At 59.4% G+C, this 14,763-nt stretch carries 14 protein-coding genes; 6 read left to right on the top strand and 8 right to left on the bottom strand.

Annotated elements, in window-relative coordinates; translation table 11 throughout:
- Entirely contained in the window at positions 1-576 is a 576-nt protein-coding gene (locus ACFHWW_RS06955) for a hypothetical protein (RefSeq protein ID WP_379937778.1), read from the top strand.
- A 151-nt stretch (positions 577-727) separates the two neighbouring features.
- Here the strand turns inward: ACFHWW_RS06955 and ACFHWW_RS06950 are convergent, their stop codons facing one another.
- The 7 genes from ACFHWW_RS06950 to ACFHWW_RS06920 all read right to left on the bottom strand — a co-directional run bounded on the left by ACFHWW_RS06950 (position 728) and on the right by ACFHWW_RS06920 (position 7,514).
- Positions 728-1,414, bottom strand: coding sequence for a winged helix-turn-helix domain-containing protein (locus ACFHWW_RS06950; RefSeq protein WP_379937777.1), 687 nt, complete (start codon positions 1,412-1,414; stop codon positions 728-730).
- A gap of 15 nt (positions 1,415-1,429) precedes the next feature.
- Positions 1,430-2,116 carry a phosphate regulon transcriptional regulator PhoB gene (gene phoB, locus ACFHWW_RS06945; RefSeq protein ID WP_127518947.1) on the bottom strand — a complete coding sequence of 229 codons (687 nt, stop codon included), beginning with the start codon at positions 2,114-2,116 and terminating at the stop codon, positions 1,430-1,432.
- A 47-nt stretch (positions 2,117-2,163) separates the two neighbouring features.
- Positions 2,164-2,874, bottom strand: coding sequence for a phosphate signaling complex protein PhoU (gene phoU, locus ACFHWW_RS06940; protein WP_127518948.1), 711 nt, complete (start codon positions 2,872-2,874; stop codon positions 2,164-2,166).
- A 40-nt stretch (positions 2,875-2,914) separates the two neighbouring features.
- Positions 2,915-3,730, bottom strand: a complete 816-nt coding sequence (gene pstB / locus ACFHWW_RS06935) for a phosphate ABC transporter ATP-binding protein PstB (protein ID WP_379937776.1) — start codon at positions 3,728-3,730, stop codon at positions 2,915-2,917.
- A 12-nt stretch (positions 3,731-3,742) separates the two neighbouring features.
- Positions 3,743-5,041, bottom strand: a complete 1,299-nt coding sequence (gene pstA, locus ACFHWW_RS06930) for a phosphate ABC transporter permease PstA (RefSeq protein WP_379937775.1) — start codon at positions 5,039-5,041, stop codon at positions 3,743-3,745.
- Positions 5,041-6,411 (bottom strand): phosphate ABC transporter permease subunit PstC, encoded by a 1,371-nt coding sequence (gene pstC, locus ACFHWW_RS06925; RefSeq protein ID WP_379937774.1) that lies wholly within the window; start codon positions 6,409-6,411, stop codon positions 5,041-5,043. Before pstC ends, pstA begins: the two co-directional genes overlap by 1 nt.
- A 65-nt stretch (positions 6,412-6,476) precedes the next feature.
- On the bottom strand, positions 6,477-7,514 hold the full coding sequence (locus ACFHWW_RS06920) for a PstS family phosphate ABC transporter substrate-binding protein (RefSeq protein WP_379937773.1): 1,038 nt from the start codon (positions 7,512-7,514) through the stop codon (positions 6,477-6,479).
- 375 nt (positions 7,515-7,889) lie between these two features.
- Between ACFHWW_RS06920 and phnC the strand changes: the two genes are divergently transcribed.
- The 5 genes from phnC to ACFHWW_RS06895 all read left to right on the top strand — a co-directional run bounded on the left by phnC (position 7,890) and on the right by ACFHWW_RS06895 (position 13,806).
- The gene (gene phnC, locus ACFHWW_RS06915; RefSeq protein WP_379937772.1) at positions 7,890-8,744 is read left to right on the top strand and encodes a phosphonate ABC transporter ATP-binding protein; all 855 of its coding nucleotides are present in this window, start codon (positions 7,890-7,892) and stop codon (positions 8,742-8,744) included.
- An 86-nt stretch (positions 8,745-8,830) separates the two neighbouring features.
- Positions 8,831-9,736 carry a phosphonate ABC transporter substrate-binding protein gene (phnD, locus tag ACFHWW_RS06910; protein ID WP_379937771.1) on the top strand — a complete coding sequence of 302 codons (906 nt, stop codon included), beginning with the start codon at positions 8,831-8,833 and terminating at the stop codon, positions 9,734-9,736.
- A gap of 88 nt (positions 9,737-9,824) precedes the next feature.
- The gene (gene phnE, locus ACFHWW_RS06905; RefSeq protein ID WP_379937770.1) at positions 9,825-10,787 is read left to right on the top strand and encodes a phosphonate ABC transporter, permease protein PhnE; all 963 of its coding nucleotides are present in this window, start codon (positions 9,825-9,827) and stop codon (positions 10,785-10,787) included.
- 12 nt (positions 10,788-10,799) lie between these two features.
- Complete coding sequence (gene phnE, locus ACFHWW_RS06900) at positions 10,800-12,305, top strand: phosphonate ABC transporter, permease protein PhnE (RefSeq protein WP_379937769.1); 1,506 nt, start codon at positions 10,800-10,802, stop codon at positions 12,303-12,305.
- A gap of 697 nt (positions 12,306-13,002) precedes the next feature.
- A complete protein-coding gene (locus ACFHWW_RS06895) occupies positions 13,003-13,806 on the top strand; it encodes a DUF1194 domain-containing protein (RefSeq protein WP_379937768.1) in 804 nt (267 codons plus the stop codon).
- A gap of 414 nt (positions 13,807-14,220) precedes the next feature.
- Here ACFHWW_RS06895 and ACFHWW_RS06890 read toward each other — a convergent pair whose 3' ends face one another.
- Positions 14,221-14,685 carry a toll/interleukin-1 receptor domain-containing protein gene (locus ACFHWW_RS06890; protein ID WP_379937767.1) on the bottom strand — a complete coding sequence of 155 codons (465 nt, stop codon included), beginning with the start codon at positions 14,683-14,685 and terminating at the stop codon, positions 14,221-14,223.
- Positions 14,686-14,763 lie beyond the last annotated feature (78 nt).

Genomic DNA, 14,763 nt, shown 5'->3' with positions numbered 1-14,763 from the left:
TTGTTCATACTGATGCTGGTCGCGTTCGCAATCGAGGGCCTGGTGCTCGCTTCCATCCTCACGCATATGGTTCCAATGGTGACCGCCTTAGGGTTAGGCACCGCTGGGCTCATGACCTCCACTCTTTTCGGTCCGTCTCAGGTTGCTAGCCGGCTGTTGAACATGCTGTTCGGAGGGCGACTGTCTCAGACGACGTTAGCGGTGATCTCCGCTGGGTTGCTGACGGCAGGCCTCTCGGTTCTGCTCATGACGAGTCCTTGGCTGCCGGGGGTTGTGATGTTCGCTGTCCTGTTCGGCCTCGGATCCGGTCTCGCGAGTATCGTTGGAGGTACGCTTCCGCTAGAACTATTCGGCCGCTCAGGCTACGGCGCGCGCCTGGGCTGGGTGAGCGCGGCTCGACAGTTCTCTTCTGCGATGGCACCTTTTGCTTTCGCCTTCATGATGCAAGCACGGGGTATCAGCAAGGCGATCTCTCTAGGCATGGCGGCGGGTGTCTTGGCTGTCGCCCTCTTTTCGGCGATCGCCTTCCTCTCCAGAAAGCCATCGCCTTTCACCGCTGTCGTTCTAAGCAAATAGCCAAATACCCAGCTCTCGCGTGTAATGCTGCCTCCAAACCTCCACACCGAGATAGGCAGGTTTAGAATCAACGTCGGGACCTGCGGGTACGGTCAATTTGGTATTGCCCGACACGTGCATGCCACAACCCACCAGCGCGATGGTGCCAACGCTAGTAGTCGTTCAGCGCGTAGCCAGCACCCCGAATCGTACGAATGACGGTGTCGGCCTTGCCCAGTCCGATGCCTTTTCTCAGCCGGCCGATATGGACATCCACCGCGCGCTCGTCCACGGTCGCATCATCGCCCCAGACGGACGCTCTGAGTTCAGAGCGCGAATAAACCTTTCCGGGCGAACTCATCAGGAACTCGAGCAGCTTGTATTCCGTTGGGCCAAGCTTTATTTCGCGCCTCTGTCGGTGGACCCGCCGTGCGGCGCGGTCCAGCGTGAGGTCGCCGACCTTGATCATGTGGTCAAGCAAGGCGGGGTTGGTACGGCGCAACAGGTTCTTCACGCGTACCACGAACTCTGTGATAGAGAATGGTTTTACGAGGCAGTCGTCCGCGCCGGCCGAAAGGCCGGCGATGCGTTCATCCTCGTCCGCGACATCAGTCAGGAGCACTATCGGCAACTTCAGGGTCTCGACACGAGTTCGGAGCCGCCTGCAGAGGTCTATTCCAGATATACCAGGCAGAGACCACTCGAGGACAAGAGCGTCGGGAACGCTTGTGCCTATCCGGGCTTCCGCTTCGTTACCGCGGGCTAGCCCGTCAACCGTAAATCCCTCCTTGCGGAGATTATGCTCGAGCGTCAAACGCAGCGGCTCGTCATCCTCGACGACAAGAATTCGCGCTCCCATGCAGTTTTCACTCCCTTACTGAGTTTCCAGCGAATACCCCGCCCCGCGTACTGTCCGAATAACATCCGGCATAGTAGAGAAATTTAATGCTTTCCGCAGCCGCCCGACGTGAACGTCGACCGTGCGTTCGTCCACATAGATGTCGTGCCCCCACACACCATCCAAGAGCTGCGCCCGGGAAAAGACCCGTCCCGGAGACACCATGAAGAACTCAAGAAGGCGGAACTCCGTCGGCCCGAGCCGGACTTCCCGGCTGCGGCGATGGACACGATGCGTCTCGCGGTCAAGTTCAATGTCCCCTGTTTTGAGAACCGAAGATAGCACTTCGGGTTTCGCCCGCCGCAGCATCGCTTTGACGCGGGCCATCAGCTCCGGGGTCGAAAAAGGCTTTACGACATAGTCGTCGGCTCCCGTCGCCAATCCGCGCACCCGTTCGCTCTCCTCGCCTCGCGCCGTCAGCATTATAATCGGCAGGCGCTCCGTCTCCGCCTTCTGGCGCAACCTTCTGCAGAGCTCGATTCCTGACACCCCTGGAAGCATCCAGTCGAGAATCAGCAGGTCTGGTAAGCGCTCCTGCAGCCGCAGCTCCGCCTCGTCGCCGCGTAGGATGGTGTCGACTTCGAACCCTTCGGCTTCGAGGTTGTAGCGCAGGAGAACGCTGAGCGCCTCCTCGTCCTCAACAACAGCGATTCTGGGTAACATTCAGCCAAAACTCCGTCGTGATTTGATCGTATGTCGATCCGCAGGCGCTATTCTCCCGCGCCGAAAGAAGTGGTCGTGTCGTCCTTCGGGCGCTCGCCCTCAGGCTGGGACCCGGTCGTCATGTAGTAGATCGTCTCGGCGATGTTGGTCGCATGATCGCCGATGCGTTCGATGTTTTTGGCGCAGAAAAGAAGATGCGTGCAGGGCGTGATGTTGCGCGGGTCTTCCATCATGTAGGTCAGCAGTTCGCGAAACAGCGAGGTGTAGATCGCGTCGATTTCCTCGTCGCGCTCGCGGATGCTGTTGGCCTTTTCCGCGGAGCGGGAAGCGTAGACATCGAGCACTTCCTTGAGCTGTACCAAAGCAAGTTCAGCCAAGTGTTCGAGACCGCGGGCGAGTTTGCGCGGGATACCCGATCCGGCAACAGCGATGACCCGTTTAGCGTTGTTCTTGCCGAGGTCGCCGACGCGCTCCAGGTCCGCGGCAATACGGATCGATCCCATGATCTCGCGAAGATCCGAGGCCATGGGCTGACGCTTGGCGATGGTGACGATCGCCTTTTCGCCAATCTGGCGCTCTGCGTCGTCGAGAATGACGTCGTCCGAAATTACCTTCTGTGCCAGCGCGAGATCGGAGTTCACGAGGGCACGGACCGATTCCGCGACCATCTGCTCGGCAAGGCCGCCCATCTCCGAGATTCGGCGCGTGAGGTATTTCAGCTCTTCGTCGAAGGCCGTCATTATGTGTGCGTGAGACATTTTCGGTTCCTCGAGCGCTGGTCTGGCGGATGTTGGTTGGTCAGCCGAAGCGACCCATGATGTAGTCCTGCGTCCGCTGATCATCCGGATTGGTGAACATCTTGTCTGTGTCGTTCTCCTCGACGAGATTGCCGAGGTGGAACATCGCGGTACGCTGCGAAACGCGCGCCGCCTGCTGCATCGAGTGCGTCACGATAACGATGGTGAAATTGGCGCGCAGCTCGTGGATGAGCTCTTCGACCTTAGCCGTCGCGATCGGATCGAGCGCCGAGCACGGCTCGTCCATGAGGATCACCTCCGGGCTGACCGCGACGGCGCGGGCGATGCAAAGGCGCTGCTGCTGGCCGCCGGAAAGGCCGGTGCCCGGCTCATGCAGCCGATCCTTGACTTCGTTCCAGAGACCCGCTTTGTGCAAGCTATTCTCTACAATTTCATCCATGTCGCTCTTGTTCTTCGCGAGTCCGTGGATGCGCGGTCCGTAGCCAACATTCTCGTAGATCGACTTCGGGAACGGATTGGGTTTCTGGAAGACCATGCCGACACGGGCGCGCAGCTCGACAACGTCGACTGACGGGTCGTAGATGTCCGACTGATCGAGCGTGATCGTTCCCGTTACGCGACAGCCCTCGATCGTGTCGTTCATACGGTTCAGGGTGCGCAGGAACGTCGATTTGCCGCAGCCCGAGGGGCCGATCAACGCCGTAACAGTGTTTTTCCGGACATTGAGGTTCACGTCGAAGAGCGCGCGCTTCTCGCCGTAGTAGACGGACACGTCCTTCCCGATCATCTTGAAATTTGCGTCGTTCATTTTCTGATCCAGCGCCTTTTCAACTGCTGCTTCGGACATAATGTTCATCTGGGATTCTCCCTACCAGCGGCGCTCGAAGCGCTGTCTGAGAAATATCGCAATTCCGTTCATGAGCACGAGGAATGCCAAGAGAACCAGAATTGCAGCGGAGGTTCGGGACACGAAGCCCCGCTCCGGGCTGTCGGCCCAGATGTAGATCTGCGTCGGCAATGCGGTCGAGGCGGCGAAGACACCGTCGGGCGGGCTGGTGATGAAGGCGTTCATGCCTATCAGCAGCAGAGGAGCCGTCTCACCCAGCGCCCTCGCCAGCGAGATGATGCTTCCCGTCATGACGGTCGGCATCGCGAGAGGCAGGATGTGGTGGAAGATCGCCTCGTGCTTCGAAGCACCGATCCCGAGCGCCGCTTCGCGGATGGATGATGGCACGGATTTCAAGGACACACGGGTGACGATGATGAGGGTCGGCAAAGTCATCAGGGCCAAGACGAGGCCACCGACCAGCGGGGCGGAACGCGGCAGGCCGAGCCAGCCGAGGAATACCGCCAGGCCGAGCAGACCGAAAACCACGGACGGCACAGCCGCGAGATTGTTGATGTTGACCTCGATGAGGTCGGTGAACTTGTTCTTCGGAGCGAACTCCTCGAGATAGATGGCAGCCGCGATGCCGATCGGGAAGCTGATCGCGAAGCAGACGAGCAGCGACCAAAAGGACCCGGAGATTGCCCCGGCCAAGCCTGCCAGCTCAGGAAATCGACTATCGGCGTTAAAGAAAAGGCCCCAGTTGAACGGCGTCGAGATGATCCCGTTTGCGACAAGCTGGTCGTACATGCCGATCTGCTTGTCGTTGATCCGACGCTGCCCTTCGGGCACGTCCCTGCTGATTTCACCCTTCGCAAGCTGATCGACCGGGTCGGCCATTGGTATCGTGAAGCGACTTACTCCGTTCAGACGGCTCGGATCGGCGACCACGGCGTCACGGACCAGGAACTGGCCGGACGAGGTGAACAATTCAAAGAACTTGCGTTCGTCGCTGCGCGAGAGCCCTGGCATCTGCTTGCGGAGTGCCCCGCGGACAATACCGCGCCAATCGGCTTCACCGATGTTGGCTGGATCGACTTCAGCCTGTGACAGGTCGATTTCGATAGTAGCGACGGTCTGAGTGAACGCCTTGTGCCCGGTGAAGGTGAGCGAACCAACCAGGATCGCCAGGAAGCCCAATGCGAAGGTAATCGCGACGATACCGTAGATCTGCAGCCGCCTGTCGGCCGCGTAGCGCGCTTTGCGGCGTGCTTTCATCTCGTCGGAATGCCAGTCGACGCCTGTTTTCGGCATGACCTCTGTAAATGCGGCGCTGGACATCAATATTTCTCCCTGTACTTCCGCACGGTGTGCAGCGCGATGAGGTTCAAGATCAGGGTCACGATGAAGAGAATGAGACCCAGCGCGAACGCAGCCAACGTCTTCGGGTTGTCGAATTCGGAGTCGCCGATGAGAAGCGTGACGATCTGCACGGTTACCGTGGTTACCGCATCGAACGGGTTGAGGGTCATTTTCGCGATCAGGCCTGCCGCCATGACAACGATCATCGTTTCGCCCACCGCCCGGCTGAGCGCGAGCAGGACGCCACCGACAATGCCGGGCAGCGCCGCTGGAAGCAGCACCTTCCGGATGGTTTCGCCCTTGGTAGCGCCAAGAGCGAACGAACCCTCACGCATGGCCCTCGGCACGGCCGCCAGGGCGTCGTCGGAAAGCGAGGAGATAAATGGGATGATCATCACGCCCATTACCGCTCCGGCGGCGAGCGCGCTGTTCGGCGATGACTCGATTCCAAGGCTGAGGCCGAGACTTCGGACCGCGGGGGCAACCGTCAGCACCGCGAAGAACCCGTAAACCACAGTCGGAACGCCGGCGAGGATTTCAAGCAGCGGCTTGATGACGGCGCGGAAGCGCCTGTCCGAGTACTCTGTAAGATAGATTGCCGAGAGAATGCCCGTCGGGACCGCCACGATCATCGAAATCAATGCGATGACGAATGTGCCGAACAACACGGGGATGACCCCGAACGCGCCTTGTCCCGCAACTTGGTCGGCGCGCATCGCGATCTGAGGTTCCCAACGCGTTCCGAACAGAAACTCAGTCAGCGGCACCTTTGCGAAGAACTGGAGCGCTTCGAAAACGAGGGAAGCTATGATGCCCAGCGTCGTCAGGATTGCTACCAGCGACGAAAACATCATGAAATAGGTAACGGAACGCTCGACGCTGTGGCGCGCACGGAAGCGGTTCCCAATGACCCTGAATCCGAAGAACGCCCCAATCGCCATCGAGGCCGAAATTACAGCGACCATGGCGACGCTCGAGATCTGCTGCAGCGATTTTAAGTGCGCGACGGCCGCCTGGATTTCGGGCGTCGGCTCCTTGAAGACGTTTCCTGCCGCGACTTGCCGTACTTCGCTCATCACAAGTGAGCGGGCGGTCGCATCGAGGGTCTCAGAGCCGGGAAAGCTGGCGATAACGAGTTGGTTGATGACGCTGTTCTGGCCAGCCAGCCAAAGGAGAAGGAATATGAAGGCCGGAACACCGGTCCAGATCGCGGCATTCAGACCGTGATAAATCGGTCGTGAGTGCGTTTTTTCAGAAGCTCCGTTTTGTGTCGCTCGCGCACGCGCCGAGCCGACAAAAGTCATCACAAGCGCCGCGAGCGCCAAAGCTGCTAACAAATATCCGGACATCATGGCCCCCAGAACCAAAGAAGGGGCTGCCTACCATAGGCGGTAGCCAGCCCCAATGCCTGAAGTTACGAACCGAGCTTCTTCGCTTCGGACACAGCCTTCTGGACTTCCATGCGCTTGTCATCGGCGAGCGGCGTCAGGCCACGTTCGGCGAGATAGCCGTCCGGACCGAGAGCTGCGTCGGAGACGAACTCTTCCAGAAACTCTTTCATGCCGGGGATAACGTGGCGGTGTGCGTTCTTGACGTAGACGAAGAGCGGACGAGCGACCGGATAGGAGCCGTCGGCGATCGTGTCGAAGGTAACCTCAACACCGTTGATCTTAACGTCCTTGAGCTTGTCGGAGTTTTCGTAAAGGAACGAATAACCGAAGATGCCAACCGAGTTCGGGTCGGATTCGAGACGCTGAACAATCAGGTTGTCATTTTCGCCGGCTTCGACGAACGGGCCATCCTGGCGCATGCGCGAGCAGACTTCGGTCCACTTGTCCTCGTCGGCCTTCTTCAGATCAGCCATGCCCGGCAGATCCTTGCAGCCGTCGTGCATGACGAGCTCGACGAAGGCGTCACGCGTACCGGAGGTCGGCGGCGGGCCGAACGCAACGATGTTGGTGTCCGGAAGCGAAGCGTCGATGTCCGACCACTTCTTGTTCGGGTTGGCAACGAAGCCACCCTTGCCGTCCGGGAGCTCGGCGGCGAGCGCCTTGAAGATCTGCTCTTCGGTGAGATTCCAGTCTGTTTCGTTGGCGCGTGAAACGGCGATCGACAGGCCGTCATAGCCGATCATCGCTTCGGTGATGTCATTGACGCCGTTGTCGGCGCAGAGCTTCACCTCGGATTCCTTGATTGCGCGCGATGCGCCGGTGACGTCGGCGAAATCTTCACCAACACCGCCGCAGAAGGCCTTGAAGCCGCCGCCGGTACCAGTGGACTCTACGACGGGTGCGGTCTTGCCCGACTTGTTTGCGAATTCTTCAGCCACAGCCTGCGAATAGGGGAATACCGTCGAGGAGCCGACGACCTTGACCTGATCGCGGGCAACAGCGACGCCAGCAGTGCCCAGCATGATTGCGACGAGCGCGCAGCTTCCTAGATATTTCTTCATGGATCATCTCCCTGGAATTCGGATTGACGCTTCGGCGTCGGCCCCCCCTTTAGCCCTTCGAGATAACAGTTTTGTGACAGAATTGTTTCACGGAGAAGACCAGGCGGGAAACGCGGGCCCGGCAAATGGAGCGGTTGCGCGGTGCAAGGCGCATATGGGCCCTAATAAGAGATAGTGCCCGGCAGGATGCGGTCGTCGGGAGCGCGCGTTGAGCAAGTTCATCTGCTTACCACCGGGCTACGATCTTGTCCGATTTTCCTTTGTTCCGGAGAGTGCGGCGGCGAACAAATTTACCAAAGCTACACATATCTGACACGCGGCCGTCATGTGCGGCGACTATTAGGCCTTCCTCATCAGACAAGCTGGGGACGCCACATGCTCAAACTGACTTCCGTTACACGCCGCTTCGGCAAGCATTCAGCGGTGAACTCCGTCGATGTCAATATTCCTTCGGGACAGATGGTCGGCGTCATCGGGCGGTCAGGAGCCGGCAAGTCCACTCTCCTAAGGATGATCAACCGATTGGTCGACCCGTCCGACGGGGCGATCCATTTTGGGAACTTGCAGGTCTCGTCGCTACGAGGCAGCGAACTCCGCCGTTGGCAGCGTGACTGCGCCATGATCTTCCAGCAGTTCAATCTGGTACCGCGACTTGACGTGCTTACGAACGTATTGCTTGGCCGGCTGAACCACCGGGCCACTGCGTTGAGCATCCTGAACATGTTCACCCGTGAAGAACGCATCATGGCGATCGCCGCGCTCGAGCGTCTTGGCATCGAACAGACCGCGCTTCAGATGGCCGGTACCCTCTCCGGCGGCCAGCAGCAGCGGGTGGCGATAGCGCGTGCCCTGATGCAGCAGCCGAAGATGATTCTTGCCGACGAACCTATTGCCTCGCTCGATCCGTTGAACGCCAAGATCGTCATGGATGCGCTCCGCGACATCAATAAGCGCGACGGGATCACCGTCATTACGAACCTTCATACGCTCGATACCGCCCGGAACTACTGTGAGCGTATCATCGGCATGGCCGCAGGCGAGGTCGTTTTCGACGGCGCTCCGGATCAACTTACAAGTGCGGCCGTCCGCATGATTTACGGATCGGCATCCAACGGCACGGATATCGACGAGACAATGACATCGACGAGTATCGATGGGGCTCGTGCCAGTGGTCGCGACACCGCACAGGAATCCGCCAGTCAGAAGACACTGGCACTGGCCCGCGTCTGATGCCCGCCAGGATCGTACGCCCGCGTGAAGGGCAATTGCTGAAACTGAATATCGCCCGGCGTCAGCCGGACAAACGGGAGAACCTTATGCTGAAGAAAGCTCTTCTGGGCGCTGTCGCCCTTCTCGCCCTCGTCGGCAATGCCCAAGCCGAAGATCTTAAAGAGTTCCGGGTAGGCATCCTCGGTGGTGAGAACGAAGCGGACCGCCTGCGCAACTTCCAGTGCCTCAGTGAAACGCTGCCGGCTGCGATCGGCGTCGAGAAGGTGTCTTTCTTCCCGGCTGCCGACTACGATGGCGTCGTGCAGGGCCTGCTCGGCGGCACCCTCGACTACGCCGAACTCGGCGCTTCCGCATACGCGAAGGTCTATCTTGCCAAGGCCGATGCCGTCGAACCGATCCTGACGACGGTTCAGACCGACGGCTCGACCGGATACTACTCGATCATGGTCGCCCGCAAGGATTCGGGAATGACCAAGCTCGAGGACATGAAGGGTAAGAAGCTCGGCTTTGCCGATCCGGATTCGGCTTCCGGTTACCTCGTTCCGCTCGTCACGTTGCCGGAATCGATCGGCGGGCCGGTTAAGGAATATTTCAGCGAGACCGGGTTCGGCGGTGGCCATGAAAATCTTGTCCTCGAAGTTGTCAAGGGAACGTTTGCCGCCGGTACGACCTGGGGGTCGGGTGTCGGTGAGTTCAAGGACGGCTATACCTCCGGCAACCTCCGCAAGATGGTCGATAAAGGTATCCTTGACATGGATGACCTCGTGGAGCTGTGGCGCTCTCCGTTGATCCCGAACGGTCCGGTCGTCGTGCGCAACTCGCTCAGCGACGAAGTGAAGGCGAAGTTCAAGCAGTTCATGATGAACCTGCCGAAGACCGACGCCGCTTGCTTCTCGGCCATCCAGGGCGGTGACTTCACCGGCTACACCGAAGTGAACGCGGACTTCTACAAGCCGATTATCGAAGCCCGCAAGGCGACGATCGGCGGCTGATCCAAAATTCCAAAGTTACGTCAGCCGGGAGCGGTCACCGCCCCGGCTGATGCGTGTCCTGCAACCCTTCTCCAATTCCGGAGCTCCCATGGCGTCTTCGATCGGCAATGTTTCTCTCGGCGAGAGCGGAAAGCTCGTGGAGCGCCATTGGCAAGAACTCAACTCCCGGCGCCGACTATATACGGCCATCGGGTTCGCCCTGCTTGCCTTGGCGCTGTCCAGCTCGCTCTGGTTCGCCAACGAGACGAACGCCGGCAAGTTCTTCGACCGCCTGCCCTACTTCTTCGATTTCATCGAAGACCTGGTGCCACGAGACGGGATGGAGATTGTGCGGGCGATGTTTGACCTGCCTTCCCCCTACGACGACGGCAGTTTTAAATACAACTACCCTGAAGGCCGCCTCTACCTGACTGAGAGTCTCTACCTTCCTGAGTACTTCCACAAGATGCTGGAGACGATCAACATCGCGATCTTGTCCACGATGATCGGACTGGGATTCGGTTTCGTGCTGAGCTTCCTCGCCGCCAAGAATGTGATGCCAAACCGCTGGGTCCGCTGGCCCGTGCGCCGCTTCATGGAGGTCCTCCGCGCCTTTCCCGAAGTGGTCATCGCGGGCTTCTTCCTGGCAATCCTTTCGCTCGGAGCCGTACCGGCCATCATTGCCGTTTCGGTGCACACGATCGGCGCACTGGGCAAGATGTTCTTCGAGGTCGTCGAAAACGCTGATCCGAAGCCGGAGGAAGGCCTCCGGGCGGCGGGAGCGAATTGGATCGAGCGCGTCTGGTTCGGCTTCGTGCCCCAAGTGATGCCCAATTTTATGAGCTACTTCCTGCTGCGCCTGGAAATCAACGTCCGCGCCTCGACCATCATCGGTGCCGTCGGCGGTGGAGGGATTGGCGAGCTGCTGCGTCTATCAATCGGCCAAGGCCACGAGGCAAAGACACTCGCTATCGTCCTTCTGCTCTTCATGACGATCTTTGCCGTCGACCAGTTCTCTGCTTGGCTCAGACGCCGCTTGGTCGGAGAGCAGGCATTCAACACCGTCTCCTAAGGAACACGCCCAATGACCACCATGCACCCTCTGGAGATGCAGGCCATCGCCGAGCGTCACAAGGACCTGCTCCAGAAGTCGAACGGAAAGCGCACCCGACTTCTGCTACTCTGGGCAGGCGCAACGCTCTACCTGGTCTCGTGCTGGTGGATGTTCTCTATCAGCGACGTGTTGCGCAATGCGAACTGGTCGATCGCCGGAAGCTATCTTGCCGACTGGGTTTCGTACGAGGTGCGACCGGACCTCGAGATCGCGCCGGATGGAACGATGAAGATCGACTACGGAAGGTTCTCGCCGCTGGGAGAGGACCCGGCCCCGGCGTGGGTCGAACTCGAACGGGACACGGTTCAACGGACCGCCGCCCCGACGCCGGAAGCACAAGCGAGCCAGCCGAAAACGTCGTCTTCCATCAGCTTTATGGTCGCACCGACCGGCAAGGACGCCGATTCCACCTCCACCATAGGACCAGTGCCCTCGTCGGCGCCCAGCCCACAGGAAGTGATCACCCGCGCCACCGTGTCCCTAGGCAGTGGCACGAACATTCAAATCGCAGACAAGCAAGTGCGCGTCATCCATGGCGGCGAGACGCTCCTAGCAAAGGTCGATGGGAGGGGCGCAACCCTTCCGGAGGGAGTGCTGCCCGACTGGGCCATCCAGAAGAGGCCGGGCGAGAAAATCACTCTGTCCTTCGGTGCCAGAGGTTGGGCCGAGATCGACGGCGACGAGGTCAGCATCAGACGGCGTTTTTTCGGATGGGCGAATTTCCTCTTCGACACCAACTCGCCCTTCTTTGGCAAAAGCGCGAGCGAGGTGATCGCGCTAATCACGAGCGGCGCGCGTATCGACCCGTCCCAGTCGAACCTCTCGCTTGCATGGACCAACTTCCTCTACAATGCCGAATGGCAGCATCTGGACGTCTGGACGAAGCTCCTCCAGACGATCGTCATGGCGTTTGTGGGAACACTGTTCGCTTCACTGCTGGCATTTCCGCTGTGCTTCCTCGCTGCGCGAAACATCAGCCGCAACCGGTTGCTTAATCATATAACGAAGCGGTTCTTTGACTTTCTGCGCTCGGTGGACATGCTCATCTGGGCCCTGTTCTTTACACGAGCGTTCGGCCCCGGTCCCCTCGCCGGAATCTCTGCCATCTTCTTCACCGACACGGGCACATTCGGAAAGCTTTACTCGGAAGCCCTTGAGAACATCGACGAGAAGCAGCGGGAGGGTGTGAAATCGGTCGGGGCCGCTCCCCTCGCCGTCCAGCGGTTCGGGGTGCTGCCGCAGGTCCTTCCCGTGTTCGCCAGCCAATCTCTTTACTTCTGGGAATCGAACACACGCTCCGCGACCATCATCGGCGCGGTGGGCGCGGGTGGAATTGGCTTGAAGCTGTGGGAGGCGATGCGAACGAATTCCGACTGGGAGAACGTCGCCTATATGGTGCTTCTCATCCTGCTCGTCGTGTTCATCTTCGACGGCGTATCGAATGCCCTGCGTTCGAGGTTGATGGGGGCGCGATAGGTCGCGCGCTCATGGACGATCCCCAACGTGACCGAGCGACTGAGTCGACCCGCTTCGCCTTGAGCTTGTTCGTGTCGATCGACTCCGGCTTTTCACCCCGACTCGTAAAGCGGGCTTGTACCGATATCGCCATAAGCCACACCGACTGAGCGAATTGTGAGCGCCAGAAATTGACGCAAAGCATTTGCCTTTGCCGGCGAATGGTCGAGAGAGGCAGTCATGACTTTCACGCTAAGTGAGCGAACGGCATACGCTTAGCGAAACGAGAATGTCAAAATAGCTCCACGGTTCCTTCACGACGCCTTCGTATCAGAAGAATTAGTCAGCGCCGGAGTCCGCCCGGAAGTGAAATGCATGAAAAAGCAGGCATAGTCGCTCCTGACGGAGATCCTCACCGGACACCCTATCGGGTGGGCTCCGTTTCCCGCTCATTCACTTTCGCAAGTCCCTCGTTGCTGCCCACTCGGGGGGCGCGATCGCTGAACCAGCACCACCGGCCGCACGAGCACGATGAGAAGCCGTGCGACCTGGCGTGGATGCGTGCGACTACCTTCCAAGTCATAACCCATTCGTGCCTCCCCGATCGATCCGCGATTTCCAATGGAAGGAGGACCAACCATAAGATCAGCAACGGCCATGCTTCTAGCGAAATATCGTTCGTGTGCTACAGTTCTCTAATTTAGAAGATGGTATTGCCATGTATCCGATACTCGCGTTGCTCTTTTCCCTAACCGCCGAGCCGACACAGGCCCCCGCCCCGGCGGTCCAGGTCGATGTCGAACTCTTGCTGGCGGTTGATGTTTCCGGTTCCATGGACATTGAGGAAGCGCAAATACAGCGCCTGGGCTATGTCGAAGCGCTCAAGCACCCAGATTTCATAAATGCAGTGAAGGGTGGAAGGCTCGGGCGAATCGCTATCGGCTACTTTGAGTGGGCGGGTGCCGTGAACGTCCAGTCGGTAGTGGACTGGCGGGTCATCGATGATTCCGGCGATGCACACGAATTCGCGGAGCAAGTCGACAAACCTGTCAGAGGCTCGCGACGCGGCACCTCTCTCTCGAATGCGATACTGTTCGGTACGCGTTCGTTGGAGTCGAATGCGTTTTCGGGCATCCGACGCGTGCTGGATGTATCGGGCGACGGTCCGAACAACACCGGCCCGCCGGTCTTGCCCGCTCGTCAGGCTGCGATCGAGCGGGGCATCGTTATAAATGGCCTTGCCGTGCTCATCCGTCCATCGGCGACGGTAGCTCGGCTGGACGACTACTATAAGGACTGCGTGGTCGGCGGACCCGGATCATTCGTGCTGCCCGTTTACGAGCCGGAGGATTTCGCGATCGCGATCCGTCAGAAGCTGATCTTGGAAGTGAGCGACCTCGCGCCTCCTCCAGTTCCCAAACCTGCGGCTTCGAGGGGCAGCGTTGATTGCACCACAGGGATGATGCTGCAGCCCGGCTTGATGGACCAGACGTCACCTTCATTGGAGAAAGCCACGCCTTGATGGCGCCTCGATAGAGCCAGATCTGCGGGCGTCGGTGGCGGAAGCATCATCGATCGGCCTGTAGAAGTGAGGAATCGAGGCATTGTTGAGGATGTACGGGATTCGAGAATTCTGTTTCCAGGCGATACATTATGCGATCTAATCGGCCCAAAAGGTGAACATCACAGCAACCCGCCGTGCCGGCCTCGTGGGAGCACGATTCCGTCCGCCCTAATTTAAGGCGACGTCCACGCTAAGTCTGTGAACGGCAGCATTGCGCCCGCCAATCGGGCATAGAGGCTCCGAGATGGAGCCCGCGAAAGCAGCACTCATTTTCGAATTTGTCGAAGTGCAGGATGAAGCCAAGTCGCCGCAGAAAACCTTCGGTATCCGCCGAAAAATATCGCTTAGCCCTCGAATTGACCTCCGACGTGACTAAGTAGCGACCAATTCGGCGATTTTGGCGGCGACTTCCGCCATCGACTCTTCGGCAGTATTCAGCCCTGCTCGGGAGGCTAGTAGGAGGCTGACCTGCTCAAGCTCTTCATAGGTCGTTCCATGAACAACCGGGACGAGCCGCTCTCGCCGGAGCAGCGCCGAAAGCTCTTTGTCTGCGATGCCTTCTGCCGGGAGGCGTCGCAACATAGCCGGGGTCACCAAAACTATACCGACGCGCGAATTCACTAGGCCCTTGTCGATAGCCCGCATCATCGGCACCCCGAGGCCAAGGTCTTTCTCGCTGAACCACACGCGTACACCGCGCGCTTCGAGCAGATCATGCAGTTCCTTAGCGGAGCCCTGCCTGTCATCCCACGCGTGACAGAGAAACACGTCTCGAAGGTCAGGCTGCGACGCCGCTAGGTTCTCGACGTTCTCGCGAACCGGCGTGAGCGCCTGCACTTGTTCAGGGGTGTACCATACAGCCGAACCGGTTCCCGACCAGCGCGGCTTTGAGGTGCGGCGCCCCGACCCGCCGCT

The sequence above is a fragment of the Sinorhizobium sp. P24N7 genome (genome assembly GCF_042436655.1).
In the GTDB taxonomy this organism is placed as follows: domain Bacteria; phylum Pseudomonadota; class Alphaproteobacteria; order Rhizobiales; family Rhizobiaceae; genus Sinorhizobium; species Sinorhizobium meliloti_A.
Note: the sequence above shows the minus strand (reverse complement) of the source record. Positions and strands in the feature narration are given on the sequence as shown.

Excerpts from the sequence above, each read along its gene's own strand:
- ACFHWW_RS06895 (WP_379937768.1), top strand. The coding sequence starts at position 13,003 with ATGTATCCGATACTCGCGTTGCTCTTTTCCCTAACCGCCGAGCCGACA.
- pstA (WP_379937775.1), bottom strand. The coding sequence starts at position 5,041 with ATGTCCAGCGCCGCATTTACAGAGGTCATGCCGAAAACAGGCGTCGAC.
- phnC (WP_379937772.1), top strand. The coding sequence starts at position 7,890 with ATGCTCAAACTGACTTCCGTTACACGCCGCTTCGGCAAGCATTCAGCG.
- pstC (WP_379937774.1), bottom strand. The coding sequence starts at position 6,411 with ATGTCCGGATATTTGTTAGCAGCTTTGGCGCTCGCGGCGCTTGTGATG.
- pstB (WP_379937776.1), bottom strand. The coding sequence starts at position 3,730 with ATGAACATTATGTCCGAAGCAGCAGTTGAAAAGGCGCTGGATCAGAAA.
- ACFHWW_RS06920 (WP_379937773.1), bottom strand. The coding sequence starts at position 7,514 with ATGAAGAAATATCTAGGAAGCTGCGCGCTCGTCGCAATCATGCTGGGC.
- phnE (WP_379937769.1), top strand. The coding sequence starts at position 10,800 with ATGACCACCATGCACCCTCTGGAGATGCAGGCCATCGCCGAGCGTCAC.
- ACFHWW_RS06950 (WP_379937777.1), bottom strand. The coding sequence starts at position 1,414 with ATGGGAGCGCGAATTCTTGTCGTCGAGGATGACGAGCCGCTGCGTTTG.
- phoU (WP_127518948.1), bottom strand. The coding sequence starts at position 2,874 with ATGTCTCACGCACACATAATGACGGCCTTCGACGAAGAGCTGAAATAC.
- phnE (WP_379937770.1), top strand. The coding sequence starts at position 9,825 with ATGGCGTCTTCGATCGGCAATGTTTCTCTCGGCGAGAGCGGAAAGCTC.
- phnD (WP_379937771.1), top strand. The coding sequence starts at position 8,831 with ATGCTGAAGAAAGCTCTTCTGGGCGCTGTCGCCCTTCTCGCCCTCGTC.
- phoB (WP_127518947.1), bottom strand. The coding sequence starts at position 2,116 with ATGTTACCCAGAATCGCTGTTGTTGAGGACGAGGAGGCGCTCAGCGTT.